Raw genomic sequence first — 17,454 nt, forward strand, 5'->3', positions numbered from 1 at the left:
TACAATAAATTATTACAAAAAGTAACATAATTGTAAATTTGCTAAATGTTTAAATTTAATTACGTAAAAAAAGATAGATTTTATGCTATATTAAGAATACTTTAAGAAAAATTGTATAAAATACAAACAAAAAGGATAACAATGCTACAAATCAGATGGCACTCACGTGCGGGACAAGGTGCGGTAACTGGAGCAAAGGCTCTTGCGGATGTAATGGCAAGAACTGGAAAATATGTTCAGGCTTATTCTGTTTACGGTGCGGAAAAAAGAGGGGCACCTATGAGCGCATATGATAAAATTTCAGACATACCTATTTTAGACCATTCAAAAATGATTGTTCCTGATTATGTTTTGGTGATAGATCCGTCTTTGGCCTTTCAAAAAGAAATTGTGGAAAACACAAAAGACGATACTGTTTTTATTGTTACTACCCATATGGACAAAGATGATTTATTAAATATTGCAAAACATCTTCAGGGTAAAAAAGTCTATACAGTGGACGCAATTAAAATTTCACAAGAAGAGATAGGAAGAGCAATTCCAAATACGCCTATGCTCGGTGCTTTTATTAAAATCAGCGGTATTATCGGGTTTGAAGATTTTTTAAGTTCAATGAAAGATATTCTTTCTAAATTCCCTCAAAAAATAATAGACGGTAACTTAAAGGCTATGAAAAGAGCCGCCGAAGAAGTAAAATAAGGAGAAATTATGGCAACACCAAAAGAAATGATGACTACCTGGGACAAAATTCAACCAGGAGCGGTACTTCCAAGTTTTGAAGACCCAGAAAAAAAAATAAGAAGCAAATTCAATTCATACAATTATAAAGTGGCTGACTGGAGGGTTGAAAAACCTGTATTTAACAGAGATTTATGTATAGACTGTGATTTTTGCTGGGTAAGCTGCCCGGACAGCTGCTTTCAGGTAGAAGAGGTAGTTAGCAAAAGAGGGAAAAAACAGGCTAAAATTGTTGGAATTAATTATAATTTATGCAAAGGATGCGGAGTTTGTGTGGAAGTGTGCCCCACTCCTATAAAATCTCTTTTAATGTTTCCTGAATTTACACAAACGCAAGAAGCTCTTCAAGAGTGGCCTAAAAAAGATTAAAGGAATAGTTATGGCAGAAAAATATGAATTAAAAGCTAAGGAAGTTTGGGATGGAAATACGGCCGCAAGCCATGCACTAAGACAGGCTCAGGTCGATGTTGTAGCAGCCTATCCGATTACCCCTTCAACTCCGATTGTTCAAAATTACGGAAGTTTTTTGGCAGACGGATATGTAGACGGTGAATTTGTAATGGTTGAAAGTGAGCATTCGGCAATGAGTGCATGTGTGGGTGCTGCGGCTGCCGGTGGTAGAGTTGCAACAGCAACTTCTAGCCAAGGTTATGCATTAATGGCAGAAGTCTTATATCAAGCAAGTGGTATGAGACTTCCAATTGTTATGACTGTTGTAAATAGAGCATTAGCATCTCCGCTTAATATTCACGGAGACCATGGTGATTTATATTTAGGAAGAGATGCTGGGTGGATTCATCTGATTGCAAATAACCCTCAGGAAGCTTATGATATGACGTTATGTGCTTTTAAAATAGCGGAGGATAAAAGAGTGAGACTTCCTGTTACAACAAACCAGGACGGATTTTTGGTGTCCCATACCGCCCAGGTGGTTGAACCGCTTCAAGACGAAGTTGCTTATAATTTTATAGGTGATTATATTCCCGTAAATCCAATGCTTGATACAAAAAATCCTGTAACACACGGTGCACAGACGGAAGAAGAGTGGCATTTTGAACATAAAGCCACCCAGCATAAGGCTTTGATGGAATCACCGAAAGTTATAGACGAAGTGTTCGAGGCTTTTGAAAAACTGACAGGCAGAAAATACCAAAGGGTTGAAAGTTATAAAATAGAAGATGCGGAAGTGGCTCTTATTGTAATGGGCAGTGCATACGAAACCGCAATGGTTGCTGTGGACATGGCCAGGGAAGAAGGAATTAAAGCCGGTCTTGTTATGCCAAGAACCTTCAGACCTTTCCCTTATAATGAAATTGCCCAAAAACTTAAAAATGTAAAAGCTGTTGCTGCACTTGATAGAAACTGTCCTATGGGAGCGATGGGGGCTTTGTTTAATGAAGTGGCCGGTGCGCTCAATGCAAACGGAGTAAATGCAGTTATGACCAATTATATTTACGGGCTTGGCGGAAGAGACACAACAGCCAGTCATATTTTAGAAGTAATTAGAGAAACTGATAAAAATGCAAAAGCTGGAAAAAGAGTTACAGACTTACAAGGTTTTATTAACCTTAGAGGTCCTGAGCTTAGTTTTAATTAAGGAGTTTTTATGAAAAATATTGGTAATTTAAAAGAGTTTGCTTGTACTCCTGACAGATTTCAAGGCGGGCACAGATTATGTCCCGGATGTGCCCACAGTATGATAGTTAGAGAAGTTGTTAATGCAACTGATGACGATTTGGTTGTTTCAACCGCCACAGGATGTCTTGAAGTATGCAGTGCGATTTATCCGTATACATCATGGGATGTTTCCTGGCTTCATATCGGTTTTGAAAATGCGGCTGCCGGAATAAGCGGGGCAGAAGCTATGTATAAAGCTCTCAGCAAAAAAAACAGATCATATAATCCTGACAGAAACGTAAAATTTGTTGCATTCGGAGGAGACGGCGGGACATATGATATAGGCTTTCAGTCATTAAGCGGTGCTACTGAGAGAGGCCATGATTTCCTTTATGTATGTTTGGATAATGAAAATTATGCAAACACAGGTGGACAGAGAAGTTCATCCACTCCGCTCGGGGCGCATACTTCAACAACCCCTAAAGGGATTTAACAATGATAATGGCCGCACACGGCTGTCCTTATGTTGCAACTGCTGTTCCCGGAAGCAAACACTGGAAAGATTTGGCTAACAAAGCCGCCAAAGCTCTTGCCACTGTGGGACCTACATTTATAAATGCGCTTAGCCCATGTACGACTGAATGGAAATTTAAACCGGAAGACACGGTGGAAATTGCAGATTTGGCTGTTGAAACCTGTGCTTTCCCTTTGTATGAAATTGAAGACGGATACAGGTTAAAAATTACTTACAGACCAAAACAAAAACTTCCTGTTGAAGAATATTTGGGCAAACAGGGAAGATTCGCCCATCTATTCAAACCTGAAAACAGGTGGGTTATTGAAGAAATTCAAAAAAACGTGGATCAGTATTGGGATTATTTACAAAGAAGAGAAGAATCCGGAGTTTAAGTTAAAAACAAAATTCTTTTCTTTTTTCTTCTCTTTTTTTATAAAAAGTGACAGGCACAATGTATATATAAAAATGTTTTATTTAATATTTAATTTTTATTAAAATCAAATCCATTTTTTTCTTTTAAGCCAGATATAAATCCCGACAGCAATGCTTATATTTATAATCCATGTGGCAAAATATCCGTATTTCCAGTTAAGTTCCGGCATATATTTAAAATTCATTCCGTAATTTCCAACAATAAAAGTTAACGGTAAAAATATAAGTGATATGGCGGCGAGGCGCTGCATGGCTTTGTTCATACGGGTTGAGAGAATACCCATATGAAGGTTAAGGAGATAGCCGGTTCTCTCAAGCAGGGTTTTTGATTCGTTGATTAAATATTTTAAATGTTCCGTTAGGTCTATAAATTCATATTTAAGCATATGCTTATGAGTCTCATCGAGTTTATTGTGAATTTTATTTATAATGTCTCTTTCGTGAATGGAAACTTTTGTAATTCTGTTTAGAGTTCTTCTTGCATAATAAACATCTTTTTGAAGTTCGTCTTCTTCAACTTCTTCGTGAAAAATAGAATCTTCCAAATCTTCCAGGGTTTCGTCTATTACGTCAACCAATAAAATTGTGTTGTCTATCAAAATATCTATAGTGATATAAATTAAATATTCAAAAGAATTAGATTTTTTATATTTTTTTTCAAATTTTTTTGCAAGTTCCGTAACTATTTCTTTTTCCTCTGCTAAAATGAAAAGCTTGTTTTTTGTTTTTATTATTACCACATTGGAATCATCATAAAGTAAATTTTCTTCTTCATCGAATCTGATATATTTCATAATTATAAGTTTAAATTTTTCTGTCTCTTCATAGGTTATTGACTGGTCTTCGTTTTGCATATCTTCAATAAAACTGTTGGGAAAATGGTTTTCTAAAAGCCAGTTTAATATTTTTTCATTATCGATGGTGGAAAAAATAATTTGTACATCGTTTGTTATGACAATATCATCCATTTTAAGGAGTTTTTCTGTGTAAATATACATGGCCTCTCCTTTGGGAGGCTGCAGATGGAATATAAATATAAACAGCGGAAAATGTAATGATTATATTCCATCTATAGCCTTAATTTCATTTTGAAATGAACGGTTACATTTTCCTTCTTTAACTGGTATTATACCAATATTTTTTTAAATGGAGTTAAATTCTATTGTAATTTTTACTCCTTTGTTTATATCAGATTCAACATTTATTTTTGCACTGTGCAGGTTTAATATTGATTTTACAATGGCAAGACCAAGTCCGAATCCTTTGATTTTTTTGTTTCTGCTTTCATCCACCCTGTAAAATTCATCAAAAATAAACGGTATCTTTTCTTTTGGTATACCTATTCCGTCGTCTTCTATAATGAGTTTTATTTTGTTTTTTATTTTCTTTAATTTTAAATTTATATGTTTTGCATGATATTTTATGGAATTTTCAATTAAATTGGAAATTGCCATTTTAAGAAGTGTTTTATCCCCGTTTATAAGAAAATCGTCTTCGCTTATTTCTAAATTTATAGAAATTCTTTTTGAATATTTTTCATATAGTTCCAATATAATATCTTCCAAATCTGTTTGTTTGAAATCTTTTTTTGTGAAATCTTTTTTGGTTAAAAACAGCAGTTTTTCTGTAATATCATTTATATAATTAATTTCATTTAATATAGATTTTAAAAGTTTTTCGCTGCATTCTTCCTTTTTTAAAGCAAGTTCAATTTCCCCTTTCATAATAGTCAGAGGTGTTTTTAGCTCATGTGAGACGTTTGAATTGAAAAATTTTAATCTTTTGATTGTGTTTTCAATATTTTTTGCAATGGCATCTATAAATTTATATCCTATGAGCAAAACTATAAGATAAATAAAAAATGATATTGCAAGAGATATCGTTCTTACTATTTCTATTTTGTCGCTGTTTCCTGAAATAATTGTTTTAACGCTTATTATTTTATTGTTTTTAACATAATTAAAAATAAGCATTTTTTCTATTCCGCTCGGTGTTTTTATTGTTTTTACTTCAAAACCCTCATATTTTTTTAAATTTTCGGCGGATTTGGAAAGTGTCGTTATTTTTACAAACAGAGGATAAATTTTGTATTTGTGTTGAAGTTCTATTAAATTATTTATATTATATTTTTTAGAATTTGCAATTTCACTGGCTATTATAACAAGCCTGTCTTTTAAATGCATATTAAAAGATTTGGTAAGTGCAAAAATTAAAGCCCCCTCAAAAAGGGCTATTATTATTAAAACAACTGCTGCAAATTTTATAAACAGATCGTTTCTAAGATTATTCATCACTTAATTTAAAACCCATTCCCCTGAATGTTTTTATAAGTTTTTTTTCATAGTCTTTGTCTATTTTTTTTCTTAAATGCGAAATATAGACATTAATAACATTTGAATTAATCTCTTCATCCATTTCCCACAAATTATTGGCAATCATTTCAGGAGTTACAATTTTTCCCTTGTTTATCATTAAATATTTTAAAAGCTCAAACTGTTTTGCGGTAAGTTCTATGTTTTTCCCCCCTCTTCTTACTTCTTTTGTGTCGGGGTTCAGTTCCAGATCACCCACTTTTAAAATATTTTCTTTTATATTTTTGCTTCTCCTGAAAAGCGCTTTAATTCTTGCAACAAGTTCTTCAAAATCAAAAGGTTTTGTCAAATAATCATCTGCCACACTGAGACCTTCGAGTTTATCCTCCAAATCGCTTTTTGCCGTAAGAATTAGCGCCGGCGTTAAAATGTCTTTTTCCCTCAGTTTTTTTATAAGCTCAATCCCACTCATTTTAGGCAGCATCCAGTCAACAATTAAAACATCGTATTTATTGTTTTGTGCAAGGTAATAACCTTCTTCTCCGTCTTTTGCCCAGTCTACCCTGAAATTTTCTTTTTTTAAATATTCTTTTATGTTTTCCCCAATTTTTTCATCGTCTTCAATTAACAGTATCTTCATTTTTTACCTCCTTATTTGATATGATACAATTATACATTATTTTGTTTAAAAAATCTTTAAGTTTTTTAATATTTGAAGGAAAAAAATATGATTTTAGCAATTGAAAGCAGCTGTGACGACAGCAGCATAGCTGTTGTTGAAATAGAAAGTAAAAAACTTCTGTTTCATAAAAAAATATCACAGGAACTTGAGCATTCTGTTTACGGCGGCGTTGTACCCGAACTTGCAAGCAGACTTCATGCCGAGGCCCTTCCTAAAATTTTAAATGAATGTAAAAAATTTTTTCCAAAACTTAAAGCCGTGGCGGTAACAAATGCGCCGGGGCTCAGTGTCACGCTTCAAGAAGGGGTAATGATGGCTAAAGCCCTCTCAATTGCTCTTGATTTGCCGATAATTCCCGTTAATCATTTAACAGGTCATATATATTCTGTATTTATTGAAAAAGAAGAAGTTAAGCCCATGATGGTTTTACTGGTAAGCGGCGGTCACACAAAAATAATTAATTTCAACGGGATTGATGATATTTGTGAAATAGGCACAACTTTGGACGACAGTTTTGGGGAAAGTTTTGATAAATGTGCAAAAATGTTAGGACTACCTTATCCGGGAGGGCCTGAAATAGAAAAAATTGCAAAAAAAGGAAAGATTTGCATAGATTTACCGCTCCCTCTTAAAAATTCTTCAAAAATAGAATTCAGTTATTCCGGTCTTAAAAATGCCGTCCGTTTGGTTATTGAATCAAATAAATATAAAAAAGAAGATATTGCCGCCTCTTTTCAGGCAAAAGCAATAGAGCATCTGGTTTTTATGGCAAAAAGAGCAATTAAAAAACAGAGGCCTAAAAATTTTGCAATTGTGGGAGGGGCTAGTGCCAATCAGTCTTTAAGGAAAGAATTTGAAAAACTCTCACTTATATATAATTTCAAACTTTTTTATCCGGATATGAAATATACTTCTGATAATGCGGCAATGATTGCAAGGGCTGCAGTTGAATTATATAAAAATAATAAATTCAGTGATTATAAAGATATTAAAATTTTGCCAAGGATAGGGTTTAAGAAATGCTAAATGCCGGATGTAAGAGATATAAAAAATGAATCAAGATTATAATCTTGATTCGTAACGTCTGAGCATCCAAAGTTTTCTAAGAATTTTTTTACGGGTCGCAATTTTTTCTTTTTTGCGAGCTTCACTAGGAGGTTCGTAAAATCTTCTTTTTCTGAGTTCCACAACAATCAAGTTACGATCAACTTGTCTTTTGAATTTTCTGTAAGCAGATTCGAAATCTTCTCCCGGATGAACTACGATTCCTGGCACTGCTCTCACCACCTTTCGTTTGTTTTTAGGACGCAATTATATCAAAATAATAAATATTTATAAAGAGGCAGTAAAATAAAGGCGAGTAAAATTCCGAGTCCCACGGCAGAAATTGCCAAATCTTCCCTGAGTTTTGCCTCTATTGCCAAAACGGAAGCCATAACCATAGGAGGCATTGCACTTTCTGTAAAGGCTACCTGAAATGCGGGATTTTTGATATCAAAAAAGAAATAAATAATAAAATAGATACTAAGAGGAACTAAAAACATTTTTATAAAAAGAACCAATGAGGCCAGTTTTATATTTTTTTTAACATCCGAAAAGCTGAATCTCATTCCTATTGCCAATATTACTAAAAAGATTAAAGAATTCCCGACGGGTTTTAAAAATTCCAGATTTAAATGAAAGTTTCTTAAGAACAGAGCTGATAAAAGGGCCAAAAAAGGAGGGAATTTAAATGTGTCTGTTACCATGTTTTTTATATCTATTTTTTTTTCGCTTCCATATGCCACAAACAGACTTCCAAAAACAATTAAACCGAAAAACATTATCTGATCAAAAAAAATAGCCCAGATTAGATTTTTTTCCCCAAACAGGCTTACCACCATTGGAAAGCCCAAAAAAGATGTGTTTCCGAGAGTCGTGGTTAAAAGGACGGCGGCAGATGTTTTTTGGTCAAATTTCATTATTTTTGAAATTATAAATCCGAATGTCATGCCAAGTAAAAGACTGATAAACGAAATTAAAAAAATTTCTAAAATTTCATTCGAATATTTTAAATAATAAATTTTATAAATAACAAGTGCCGGAAAAGAGATAAAAATAACAATATCTATCAAAGGTTTGGAATAGTCGTTTTTAAATATTTTAAAAAGATATCCCGCAATAAATATAATTAATACCGAAATTATCAAACTCAGCCTTTTTCTACAAAGATAAAAATATTACAGCTCAGAGCTTCATTTTACTAAAGCATCACTCAAATTTTGCTAAAAATTGCAAACAGCTACGCAGCCCTTACGGGTTAGATGCAATTTTTTAACGCAAAATTTTTGTTAAATTCCGCAACGCTGTAATATTTTTACTTTTTCGTTATTTAGTCAGTATTTTAATGGAATTATAGCTTATTTAAAAATGATATAATTTCATAAAAAAGGGGCTTTATGGCTAAATTTATTTTTGTAACCGGAGGAGTGCTCAGTTCTCTCGGAAAAGGTATTACATCAGCTTCCATTGCGACGCTTCTTCAACACAGCGGATTGAAAGTCACTATGGTAAAAATAGACCCTTATATTAATGTTGACCCGGGAACAATGAGCCCGTTTGAGCACGGAGAGGTTTTTGTAACCGAAGACGGAGCCGAAACGGATTTGGATGTGGGAAATTATGAAAGATTTTTAAATATAAATTTAGGTAAAAAAAATAATTTTACAACAGGGCAGGTTTATTTAAGCGTAATAAAAAAGGAAAGAAGAGGGGATTATTTAGGGAAAACGGTTCAGATTATTCCACATATTACGGATGAAATAAAAAAAAGAATAAAAGACGTCAGTAACGATGCCGACATTGTTGTGGTAGAACTCGGAGGAACCGTGGGAGATATAGAAGGGCTTCCTTTTTTAGAGGCGGTAAGGCAACTTAAACAGGAAGTCGGTAAAAATAATGCTATGTTTGTGCATGTTACTCTGATTCCCTATATGAAGGCTGCGGGCGAGCTTAAAACAAAACCGACCCAGCACAGTGTGCAGGAACTAAGACGTATAGGTATTACGCCTCATATGATAGTCTGCAGGACAGAAAAGCCTCTTCCTAAAAGTCTTAAAGACAAACTTGCCACTTCCACCGACATAGACAGGGAAGCCGTTATTGAAGCGGTGGATGCCCCTACCATTTATCAGGTCCCTCTGAATTTTTTTAATCAGGATATTTTAAAGCCGATTTCAGAACAGCTTGATCTTGGTGAACTGCATCCGGATATGAGTGAATGGAATTATCTTGTTAAAAAAATTATTTCTCCCCAAAAGTCGGTAAAAATAGCTTTTGTCGGAAAATACCTTAAATTAAAAGAGAGCTATAAATCGTTAATAGAAGCCTTAATTCACAGCGGCGCCCATCTTGATATGAGAGTGGAAATTGAATGGATAGACAGTGAAAATCTTGAAAAAATCAGTGATGAAGAACTTGGAAATATTTTTGCGGAAGTAAGTGGAATTTTAGTCCCGGGAGGTTTTGGTGAAAGAGGGGTTGAAGGTAAACTGATAGCCATAAAATACGCCAGGGTTAATAAAATTCCTTATCTCGGGATATGTTTAGGGATGCAGCTTGCTGTAATAGAATTTGCAAGAAATGTTTTAGGTTTAAAATACGCCAATTCTCAGGAATTCGAACCGGATACAAGCGAGCCGGTTGTGTATCTTATAGATGAATTTATAGATGCAAACGGACAAAAACAGATAAGAACACACAAATCCCCTTTGGGCGGCACTATGAGACTTGGAGGGTATGAATGTATTATAAAAAAAGATACAAAGCTTTATGAAGCCTACAAAGTGGATAAAGTGATTGAAAGACACCGTCACAGATATGAAGTAAACAATGCGTATGAAAAAGCATTGGAAGAAAATGGAATGATTGTAAGCGGTAAAAGTAAAGAAGGGCTTATCGAAGCGGTTGAGCTTAAAAATCACCCCTGGTTTGTAGGAGTTCAGTTTCATCCGGAATTTACAAATAAATTAAAATCTCCGAATAAAGTAATTATGAGCTTTGTTGAGAATGCATATAAATGCAGAATATAAATGAAAAATTAAAAGTGAAAAATGAGTTTAGCTCATCTGGCTGCTTGAAAAGCGGCCATGATGAAAAATTATATAAAGAGTTAATAAAAGAAATTCTCTCAAGTAGAATTGAAGAGATAGAATCAATCAACATTCCCCATTTTTCCCTTTTATCAGATATCTATAAAGCAGCTGATAGAATAGTAAAAGCAATTCAAACACAAGAAAAAATTGTAGTTGTAGGTGATTACGATGTTGACGGGACAAGCAGTTCGGCAATAATGAAACTTTTTTTTGAAAAAATCGGGGTTGATGTAGAAATAATTATTCCAAACAGGTTTGTTCACGGATACGGACTGAGCCCAAAAATTCTAAAAGAAATAAAAGCCGATTTGATAATTACAGTGGATAACGGGATAACCTCGTTTGAAGCAGCCAAAATCTGTAAAGAGGTTGGAACTGATTTAATAATTACGGACCACCACACGCCAATAATTAATGGTGAAAGAGGTGAAAATGGTGAAAATGGTGAGTTTAAGCTGCCGGAGGCTTATGCCGTAATTAATCCGAAAATTTCACCTGATTTTCCTTTTAAAGAAATATGCGGGGCTGAGGTTGCATGGTATCTGTGCGCCTCTATAAAACAGAGAATGAATTTAAAAATAGATTTAAGGGAGTTTCTGGATATTCTCTCTATTGCAATAATTGCCGATGTAATGCCTTTAACACATATGAACAGAACACTTGTGAATATGGGCTTAAAAAGGCTAAATATGGCATTAAGGCCGTTTAGCAGAATTTTGGTGCGTGAATTTAAAGAGATAAACTCTGAAACTATTTCCTTTCAGATAGCCCCGAGAATTAATGCGGCCGGCAGGATGGAGAGTGCATATGCGGCATATAATTTTTTGGTGAGTAAAAGCGAAGAGGAGGCATTCAAATATTATTTAGAACTTGACAGGCTTAACAATTTAAGAAAAGAAACAGAAAAAGAAATTATTGAATCTATTGAAGTGGAAGATGAAGATTTTATTCTTTTCTACGGTGATTTTCATGAAGGTGTTGTGGGGATTATTGCAAGCAGGCTTGTTCAAAAGTATAAAAAACCTGCAATTGTTTTTTCAAAAAAGGGTAAATTTCTTAAAGGCAGCGGAAGAAGTCTCGGAAATATCGATATTTTTGAATTGGTTAATGAATGTTCTGAAATTTTAGATGGCTTCGGGGGGCATAAAATGGCCTGTGGGCTTACAATAAGAAAAGAAAATTTTGAAAAGTTAAAAAAAGCCTTAAATGAAAAAATAAAAAAATACAGTGAGGATGATTTTTTTATAGAAGACTTTGTTTTGGGCGAACTTCCTTTTTGTGAAATAGATTTGGAACTGCTGGATATTATAAAAGGTTATGAGCCTTTCGGAGAAGCCAATCCGAAACCTAAATTTATCTCTCATGCCAAAATTGAGCATATTCAAAATTTAAAAGATAATCATTATAAACTGATTTTAAGTCAAAACGATATTTATCTGCCTGCAATTATTTTTAGATTTGACGGAGAATTTGATGACAATATAACATTTAAATTCAATTTAAGTGAAAATAATTATTACGGCAGGGAAGTCCAGCTGATAATTGAGGAGATATTATGAAAAACCATCCGATATTTAAAACGCTGAATAATGAAGAATATGAAGAGATAAAAGATTTTTTTAAGGAAAAAAGATATAAAAAGGATGAAATCCTTGTAAAAGAGGGCGAATATTCAGGTAAAGCCTTTATTCTAAAAGAGGGCGAAGTCAGTGTAATAAAAGAGACAATATATAAAAATGATTATATTATAACTGATATAAAGGCAGGAGGGGAAGAATTTTTTGGAGAGGTCAATTTAATAGACAGGGGATTTGTGAGCTCAACTATAAAAGCAAAAACCGATATTTTGGTTTTTGAAATAGAGCATAACGATTTTATAGAAATAATTGACACATATCCTACAATTGGGGTAAAAATGCTTTGGATAATTTCATATAACCTGGCAAAACATTTAAGAAAGGCGGACAGGGATATTGTAACTTTATATAATGCTTTTGTGGAAGTGGTGGAAAATGACTAAAAAAGCTCTGGGGTTTAAAGAACTTTTAGCAATCGGAATAGGCGGGATGATAGGGGGCGGAATTTTTACCATTCTTGGAATTTCCGTTTCAATTGCAGGATTTTTAGCTCCTTTTTCAATAGCTCTTGGAGGTGTTTTGGCTTTTTTTGCCGGATATGCATATGTAAAACTTGGAGTTTATTATAAGGATGAAGGTGCAACATACGCTTTTTTTAAAAGAACATTTGCAAATTCGCATTTTGCGGCGGCAATAATAGGCTGGTATACGGTTTTTGGATATATTTCAACCATTGCTTTATATGCTTATACATTTTCATCTTATTCGATAAGTCTAATGAGTTTCGGAGAAAATGAAATAATCAGAAAAATAATTGCTATTTTAATAGTATGGACTTTTGCCGCAATTAATCTCTGGAGTGTCAGGGGAATGGGGGAGGTTGAAGATGTTATTGTGTATTTAAAGCTGTTTATTTTATTTATTATTTCATTTATTCTTTTTTATTTTTCAAAATATGATTTCCATTCGTTTATAAGAGTTTTAAGCAGTGATTTTAAAAACACCCCGTTTTTGAATATATTAATGGTCTCATCCGTTACATTTGTGGCATATGAAGGTTTTCAGCTTATAATCAACGGTGTAAAAGATATGGAAGAGCCGGATAAAAATATTCCAAGGGCGATATATTCGGCAATTTTTATAGTAAGTATGATTTATTTTATTATTGCTTTAGCCAGTGTTTTATCAATTGATAAGAATGAATTAATAAGAAATAAAGAAGCGGCTCTGGCTGTGGGAATGAAATCGATTGTAGGTGAATGGGGAGGGGCTCTGGTTATTTTTAGCGCAATTTTGGCTACAACAAGTGCCATTAATTCCACTCTTTTCGGCTCTTCCCGTCAGCTTGCAAGAATTGCGGACGATGGATATATGCCAAAGATTTTAAGTTTCAGGAAAGGTACAATTCCAAGTTATTCTATTGTTACTATGGCATTTGTTGCGAGTTTACTCATTATTATAGGAAATTTAAGATTAATATTGGAATTTGGAAGTATTACATTTTTATTAGTCTCTTTTTTAATGTCTCTGGCTAATTTTAAAATAAAGGATAAGACAAATTCATCGCTCATTGTTACGTTAATTTCGATGGCCGGTTTATTTATAGGCGGTGTTTTTATATTTTATTATGAATATAAAATAAATAAAATAGAGCTTGTTTTTGTATTTTCTTTATATGTAATTATAGGAATTTTGGCATTTTTTTATGCAAGGAAAAAGGTTGAAAAAGATAAAAACAGTTGACGGCAGTTTTACATTAAAAAACGATAAATTTAACGAATGCTATCATTCAAGCGAGGGGGCTGTTAAAGAAAGCCTTTATAAACACATATATCCGGCTTTCAATGTTATTCAAAAAAAAGAAATTAATATATTAGATATCTGTTTTGGACTTGGATATAACACATTTTTAAGTGTTTTAAACAGACCCCAACATTCAAAATTAAATATTTTCTCCCCAGAAATGGATGAAGATTTAATTAAGAATTTAAAAGATTTTCCATATCCTAAAGAGTTTGACAGCATAAGACACATTATAAATAAAATAAGCGATAATTTTTATTATGAAGACGAATTTGTAAAAATTGAAGTGTTTATAGGAGATGCAAGGGAATATATTAAAAAATTAAGTAGTATTGATATTGTTTTTCAGGATGCCTTTTCTCCAAAAGTAAATAAAGAGCTGTGGAGTATAGAATATTTTACACAGATTAAGAATATATTAAATAAATTTGGTATAATAACTTCGTATAGCGTTGCAACACCCGTGAGGTGTGCACTGTATAAACTCGGATTTAAATTATATACACATAATACAGATGAAATAAGAAAAGGCACAATTGCGGCTTTAGTTGATCTGCCTTTTGAAAGAGTGGATTTTGAAGAGAAATTAAAAAGAGTAAATTGTTATTATTATACTGATTAAAAAAGCCTTGATTTTACGGGGGGGGGTGATATAATTGTATAAAAAACTCTTAAAGAGGATAAATGAGAAAAATTTTAATATTTTTTGTAATTGTTTTTGTTAATGCCCAGCTTCTAAAACCGATACCTGAACATATTGAATATAATAAACAAAAAGCCCTGCTTGGCAAAAAACTTTTTTTTGACCCCCGTCTTTCAATAGACAATACCATTTCTTGCGCAAGCTGTCATAATGTTTTTAAAGGAGGGGATGACAACAGACAGTTTAGTATAGGTGTACATCATCAAATAGATAAACCAATGAATTCCCCTACTGTTTTTAATGCAGTGTTTAATATAGCGTTTTTTTGGAACGGAAGGGCACCAACCTTAAAGGCTCAGGCCGAAGAGGCTAATCAAAATCCAAAAGAAATGGGAATGAACAGGGAACTTTTAGAGAAAAAGTTAAATAAAATTAGTGAATATAAAAAATTATTTAAAAAAGTATACGGGGTAGATTATATAAACTATGATTTAGTTTTTGATGCCATAGCGGAATTTGAAAAAGCACTGATTACTCCTAACTCTAAATTTGATTTATATTTAAAAGGAAAAGTAAAACTAAATAAAAAAGAAAAAGAAGGGTTTATGCTTTTTAAACGATACGGATGTATAACATGTCATAACGGAATTAATTTTGGAGGAAATTCTTATCAAAAAATAGGGGTGGTTGTGAAAGTTTATAAAATACCGAGAGATTTAGATAGATTTTATGTAACCCATAATCCAGATGATAAATATGTTTATAAAGTCCCTACTCTTAGAAATATAGCCCTTACATATCCGTATTTTCACGACGGAAGCGTTAAAACCCTAAAAAAGGCGGTTAAATTGATGGCTTATTATAATTTGGGTATTGAACTTAATAATAATGAAACAGATAAAATTGTTGCTTTTTTAAAAACTCTAACGGGTAAAAAACCGAAAATACTGGATGAGAAATGAATTTTAAAAGATTTAAATTCACATCAGCGCAAGTATATGTGGGAATAATCGGTTTAGCTGTAATCTTAATAATATATGCTTTTAATAATTACGCAAAAAATTATTTGTTAAAAATAAATAAAATAAACAATATTTTGTTGAATATTGAAAAAGAAGAGTATAGATTAAATTATTATATACTTAAAAATTCTTTGTTTTTATATTCAAGTTTTGATGAAAATGTTTATTCTATAAAAGAAATAAAAAACAAAATAAATGTTTTAAAAGATAATTTATTAAAAATGAATGAATCTTTTATATTAAAATATCTGTTTGAATATAAAAAAGCATTTAACAAAAAGGTATATTATGTATATGAATTTCAAAAAGTTAACGCCCCTATCAAAAATTCAACTATTTTTTTGGATACACTTCTTTCAACACTTCCCGAATTAAATGTTCCTGTAAATTATAGAAAAAAAGTGGTTTATGCTGTTTCATCTGTATATTTGGCTAAGTTTACAAATGATATGTCTTTAATAAAAAATATTAATATAAATTATTTTAAAAAAATAAAATTTAACAATAAAAAAGCTAATCTTTTTAACCAATCTTTAATCTTACATATAAATGTAATTTTAAATAATTTGAGTAAATATAATATCTATTTAAATAAAATTCTGAATTCAGACAGTATTGAAAAACTGCATAAGTTAAAACAAAAGTTTTTAATAATTTTAAATATACAAATCAACAGTTTCACAATTATAGGATATTTTGGAATTTTTATATTGTTTGCCTTATTTGTGGCATTGATAATTTTAATAGGAATGGTAGAAAAAGATAAAGACCTTTTATATGAACTTGCATATATTGATAATGTTACAAATATTTATAACAGAAACAAATATTTGGAAGACCAGAATAAATTTAATGCGATTCTTCTTTTAAATATAGACGGCTTTAAAAATATAAATGATTTATACGGAAGGGAGAGAGGTGATAAAATATTAATGGAAGTTGCGGATTTTTTAAAAAAATTGGATAAAAATGTTTATAGAATAGTTGCAGATAATTTTGCAATTCTCTCAAAAGATAAAAATTTAGTTGAAACCTATGTTAAAACTATAATGAATACATTTGAGTATGTAAATTATTCTGTGGATGAAAAACTTGATTTTCAAATTTCACTCAGCGCTGCAATAAGTGAAAAAAAACCGCTTTTAAAAACAGCTGAAATTGCCCTTCATTATATTAAACAAAACAAAAGGTTAAAATTTATTGAATATAATGATAATTTAGATAATTCTGAAAAAATTAAAAGAAATATAAAAAAATCCACCATTTTGTCCAATGCCATTAACAATAACAGGATTATTCCGTATTTTCAGCCAATCGTGGATGTTAAAACAGATAAAATTATAAAATATGAAGTTTTAGCCAGAATTGATAATAACGGAAAAATAGAATCAATTTTTCCTTATCTTGAAATAGCAAAAGAAAACAGAATGTACAGGGAAATAACCAAAATTATAATTTCCAAAGCCTTTGAAATGCTTTATAATAAAAATATATATTTTTCTGTCAATTTATCCATTGAGGATATTTTAGACGCCGAAATTATCTGGTTTTTAAGAAAAAAATTCAGAGAATTTAAAGGAATTGAAAAGTATCTGACTTTTGAAATTCTTGAAAGTGAGGCAGTCAAAGATTATAAACAGGTTGAGAAATTTATTAAATTAATGAAAATGAAAAACATCTCTTTTGCAATAGACGATTTTGGAAGCGGATATTCAAACTTTGCACATATTATTAATTTAGATATAGACTTTATAAAAATAGACGGGAGTCTGATTAAAAATATCGATAAAGACAGTGTTTCCAAAACTGTGGTGGAATTGGTGGGTCTTTTTGCAAAGAGGGAAAACATAAAAACGATTGCGGAATTTGTTCATAATAAAGAAGTTTTTGAAATTGTCAAAAATTTGGGTATTGACTGTGTCCAGGGATTTTATTTGTATGAGCCGCTTTCAAAACCGACAGAAATTTGACATAAATT

At 32.0% G+C, this 17,454-nt stretch carries 16 protein-coding genes and 1 pseudogene; 12 read left to right on the forward strand and 5 right to left on the reverse strand.

What is annotated here, in order from left to right; genetic code table 11:
- The first annotated feature begins 141 nt into the window (after window positions 1-141).
- From DZ65_RS0105070 to DZ65_RS11495, 4 genes and pseudogenes are all read left to right on the forward strand, one after another.
- On the forward strand, window positions 142-699 hold the full coding sequence (locus tag DZ65_RS0105070; RefSeq protein WP_024787585.1) for a pyruvate flavodoxin oxidoreductase subunit gamma: 558 nt from the start codon (window positions 142-144) through the stop codon (window positions 697-699).
- Window positions 700-708: 9 nt separating this feature from the next.
- Window positions 709-1,107: a 4Fe-4S dicluster-binding protein gene (locus tag DZ65_RS0105075; RefSeq protein WP_024787586.1), complete on the forward strand. Its 399-nt coding sequence runs from the start codon at window positions 709-711 to the stop codon at window positions 1,105-1,107.
- Window positions 1,108-1,117: 10 nt separating this feature from the next.
- Window positions 1,118-2,335: a 2-oxoacid:ferredoxin oxidoreductase subunit alpha gene (locus DZ65_RS0105080; RefSeq protein ID WP_024787587.1), complete on the forward strand. Its 1,218-nt coding sequence runs from the start codon at window positions 1,118-1,120 to the stop codon at window positions 2,333-2,335.
- 9 nt (window positions 2,336-2,344) lie between these two features.
- Window positions 2,345-3,264, forward strand: a pseudogene (locus tag DZ65_RS11495) (thiamine pyrophosphate-dependent enzyme).
- Window positions 3,265-3,369: 105 nt separating this feature from the next.
- On the opposite strand, the gene DZ65_RS0105090 reads toward DZ65_RS11495, so the two are convergent.
- From DZ65_RS0105090 to DZ65_RS0105105, 3 genes are all read right to left on the reverse strand, one after another.
- A complete protein-coding gene (locus DZ65_RS0105090; protein WP_024791298.1) occupies window positions 3,370-4,302 on the reverse strand; it encodes a magnesium transporter CorA family protein in 933 nt (310 codons plus the stop codon).
- A gap of 144 nt (window positions 4,303-4,446) precedes the next feature.
- Window positions 4,447-5,595: a cell wall metabolism sensor histidine kinase WalK gene (locus DZ65_RS0105100; protein WP_024791299.1), complete on the reverse strand. Its 1,149-nt coding sequence runs from the start codon at window positions 5,593-5,595 to the stop codon at window positions 4,447-4,449.
- Entirely contained in the window at window positions 5,588-6,256 is a 669-nt protein-coding gene (locus DZ65_RS0105105) for a response regulator transcription factor (RefSeq protein WP_024791300.1), read from the reverse strand. Before DZ65_RS0105105 ends, DZ65_RS0105100 begins: the two co-directional genes overlap by 8 nt.
- An 87-nt stretch (window positions 6,257-6,343) precedes the next feature.
- On the opposite strand from DZ65_RS0105105, the gene tsaD reads away from it, so the two are divergent.
- A complete protein-coding gene (tsaD, locus tag DZ65_RS0105110) occupies window positions 6,344-7,324 on the forward strand; it encodes a tRNA (adenosine(37)-N6)-threonylcarbamoyltransferase complex transferase subunit TsaD (RefSeq protein ID WP_024791301.1) in 981 nt (326 codons plus the stop codon).
- Window positions 7,325-7,360: 36 nt separating this feature from the next.
- On the opposite strand, the gene rpsU is transcribed toward tsaD, so the two are convergent.
- Window positions 7,361-7,573, reverse strand: coding sequence for a 30S ribosomal protein S21 (rpsU, locus tag DZ65_RS0105115; RefSeq protein ID WP_024787592.1), 213 nt, complete (start codon window positions 7,571-7,573; stop codon window positions 7,361-7,363).
- A gap of 41 nt (window positions 7,574-7,614) precedes the next feature.
- A complete protein-coding gene (locus DZ65_RS0105120) occupies window positions 7,615-8,487 on the reverse strand; it encodes an AEC family transporter (protein WP_024791302.1) in 873 nt (290 codons plus the stop codon).
- A 249-nt stretch (window positions 8,488-8,736) separates the two neighbouring features.
- Here DZ65_RS0105120 and DZ65_RS0105125 point away from each other — a divergent pair, with 249 nt between their 5' ends.
- The 7 genes from DZ65_RS0105125 to DZ65_RS10360 all read left to right on the forward strand — a co-directional run bounded on the left by DZ65_RS0105125 (window position 8,737) and on the right by DZ65_RS10360 (window position 17,446).
- Complete coding sequence (locus DZ65_RS0105125; RefSeq protein WP_024791303.1) at window positions 8,737-10,368, forward strand: CTP synthase; 1,632 nt, start codon at window positions 8,737-8,739, stop codon at window positions 10,366-10,368.
- Entirely contained in the window at window positions 10,356-11,990 is a 1,635-nt protein-coding gene (gene recJ / locus DZ65_RS0105130) for a single-stranded-DNA-specific exonuclease RecJ (RefSeq protein WP_024791304.1), read from the forward strand. Before DZ65_RS0105125 ends, recJ begins: the two co-directional genes overlap by 13 nt.
- On the forward strand, window positions 11,987-12,451 hold the full coding sequence (locus tag DZ65_RS0105135; RefSeq protein ID WP_024790870.1) for a Crp/Fnr family transcriptional regulator: 465 nt from the start codon (window positions 11,987-11,989) through the stop codon (window positions 12,449-12,451). The genes recJ and DZ65_RS0105135 overlap by 4 nt, the downstream gene beginning before the upstream one ends.
- Window positions 12,444-13,751, forward strand: a complete 1,308-nt coding sequence (locus tag DZ65_RS0105140; RefSeq protein ID WP_024791305.1) for an APC family permease — start codon at window positions 12,444-12,446, stop codon at window positions 13,749-13,751. The genes DZ65_RS0105135 and DZ65_RS0105140 overlap by 8 nt, the downstream gene beginning before the upstream one ends.
- The gene (locus DZ65_RS0105145) at window positions 13,729-14,433 is read left to right on the forward strand and encodes a tRNA (5-methylaminomethyl-2-thiouridine)(34)-methyltransferase MnmD (RefSeq protein ID WP_236617359.1); all 705 of its coding nucleotides are present in this window, start codon (window positions 13,729-13,731) and stop codon (window positions 14,431-14,433) included. Before DZ65_RS0105140 ends, DZ65_RS0105145 begins: the two co-directional genes overlap by 23 nt.
- 62 nt (window positions 14,434-14,495) lie before the next feature.
- Window positions 14,496-15,416 carry a cytochrome-c peroxidase gene (locus tag DZ65_RS0105150; RefSeq protein ID WP_024791307.1) on the forward strand — a complete coding sequence of 307 codons (921 nt, stop codon included), beginning with the start codon at window positions 14,496-14,498 and terminating at the stop codon, window positions 15,414-15,416.
- A complete protein-coding gene (locus DZ65_RS10360) occupies window positions 15,413-17,446 on the forward strand; it encodes an EAL domain-containing protein (RefSeq protein WP_024791308.1) in 2,034 nt (677 codons plus the stop codon). The genes DZ65_RS0105150 and DZ65_RS10360 overlap by 4 nt, the downstream gene beginning before the upstream one ends.
- Window positions 17,447-17,454: the final 8 nt, after the last annotated feature.

The organism is Lebetimonas sp. JS032, from assembly GCF_000523315.1.
Taxonomy (GTDB): Bacteria; Campylobacterota; Campylobacteria; order Campylobacterales; family Nautiliaceae; genus Lebetimonas.

What these genes read in the sequence shown, in the direction of transcription:
- DZ65_RS0105070 (WP_024787585.1), top strand. Translation starts at nt 142, where the DNA reads ATGCTACAAATCAGATGGCACTCACGTGCGGGACAAGGTGCGGTAACT.
- DZ65_RS0105075 (WP_024787586.1), top strand. Translation starts at nt 709, where the DNA reads ATGGCAACACCAAAAGAAATGATGACTACCTGGGACAAAATTCAACCA.
- DZ65_RS0105080 (WP_024787587.1), top strand. Translation starts at nt 1,118, where the DNA reads ATGGCAGAAAAATATGAATTAAAAGCTAAGGAAGTTTGGGATGGAAAT.
- DZ65_RS0105090 (WP_024791298.1), bottom strand. Translation starts at nt 4,302, where the DNA reads ATGTATATTTACACAGAAAAACTCCTTAAAATGGATGATATTGTCATA.
- DZ65_RS0105100 (WP_024791299.1), bottom strand. Translation starts at nt 5,595, where the DNA reads ATGAATAATCTTAGAAACGATCTGTTTATAAAATTTGCAGCAGTTGTT.
- DZ65_RS0105105 (WP_024791300.1), bottom strand. Translation starts at nt 6,256, where the DNA reads ATGAAGATACTGTTAATTGAAGACGATGAAAAAATTGGGGAAAACATA.
- tsaD (WP_024791301.1), top strand. Translation starts at nt 6,344, where the DNA reads ATGATTTTAGCAATTGAAAGCAGCTGTGACGACAGCAGCATAGCTGTT.
- DZ65_RS0105125 (WP_024791303.1), top strand. Translation starts at nt 8,737, where the DNA reads ATGGCTAAATTTATTTTTGTAACCGGAGGAGTGCTCAGTTCTCTCGGA.
- recJ (WP_024791304.1), top strand. Translation starts at nt 10,356, where the DNA reads ATGCAGAATATAAATGAAAAATTAAAAGTGAAAAATGAGTTTAGCTCA.
- DZ65_RS0105135 (WP_024790870.1), top strand. Translation starts at nt 11,987, where the DNA reads ATGAAAAACCATCCGATATTTAAAACGCTGAATAATGAAGAATATGAA.
- DZ65_RS0105140 (WP_024791305.1), top strand. Translation starts at nt 12,444, where the DNA reads ATGACTAAAAAAGCTCTGGGGTTTAAAGAACTTTTAGCAATCGGAATA.
- DZ65_RS0105150 (WP_024791307.1), top strand. Translation starts at nt 14,496, where the DNA reads ATGAGAAAAATTTTAATATTTTTTGTAATTGTTTTTGTTAATGCCCAG.
- DZ65_RS10360 (WP_024791308.1), top strand. Translation starts at nt 15,413, where the DNA reads ATGAATTTTAAAAGATTTAAATTCACATCAGCGCAAGTATATGTGGGA.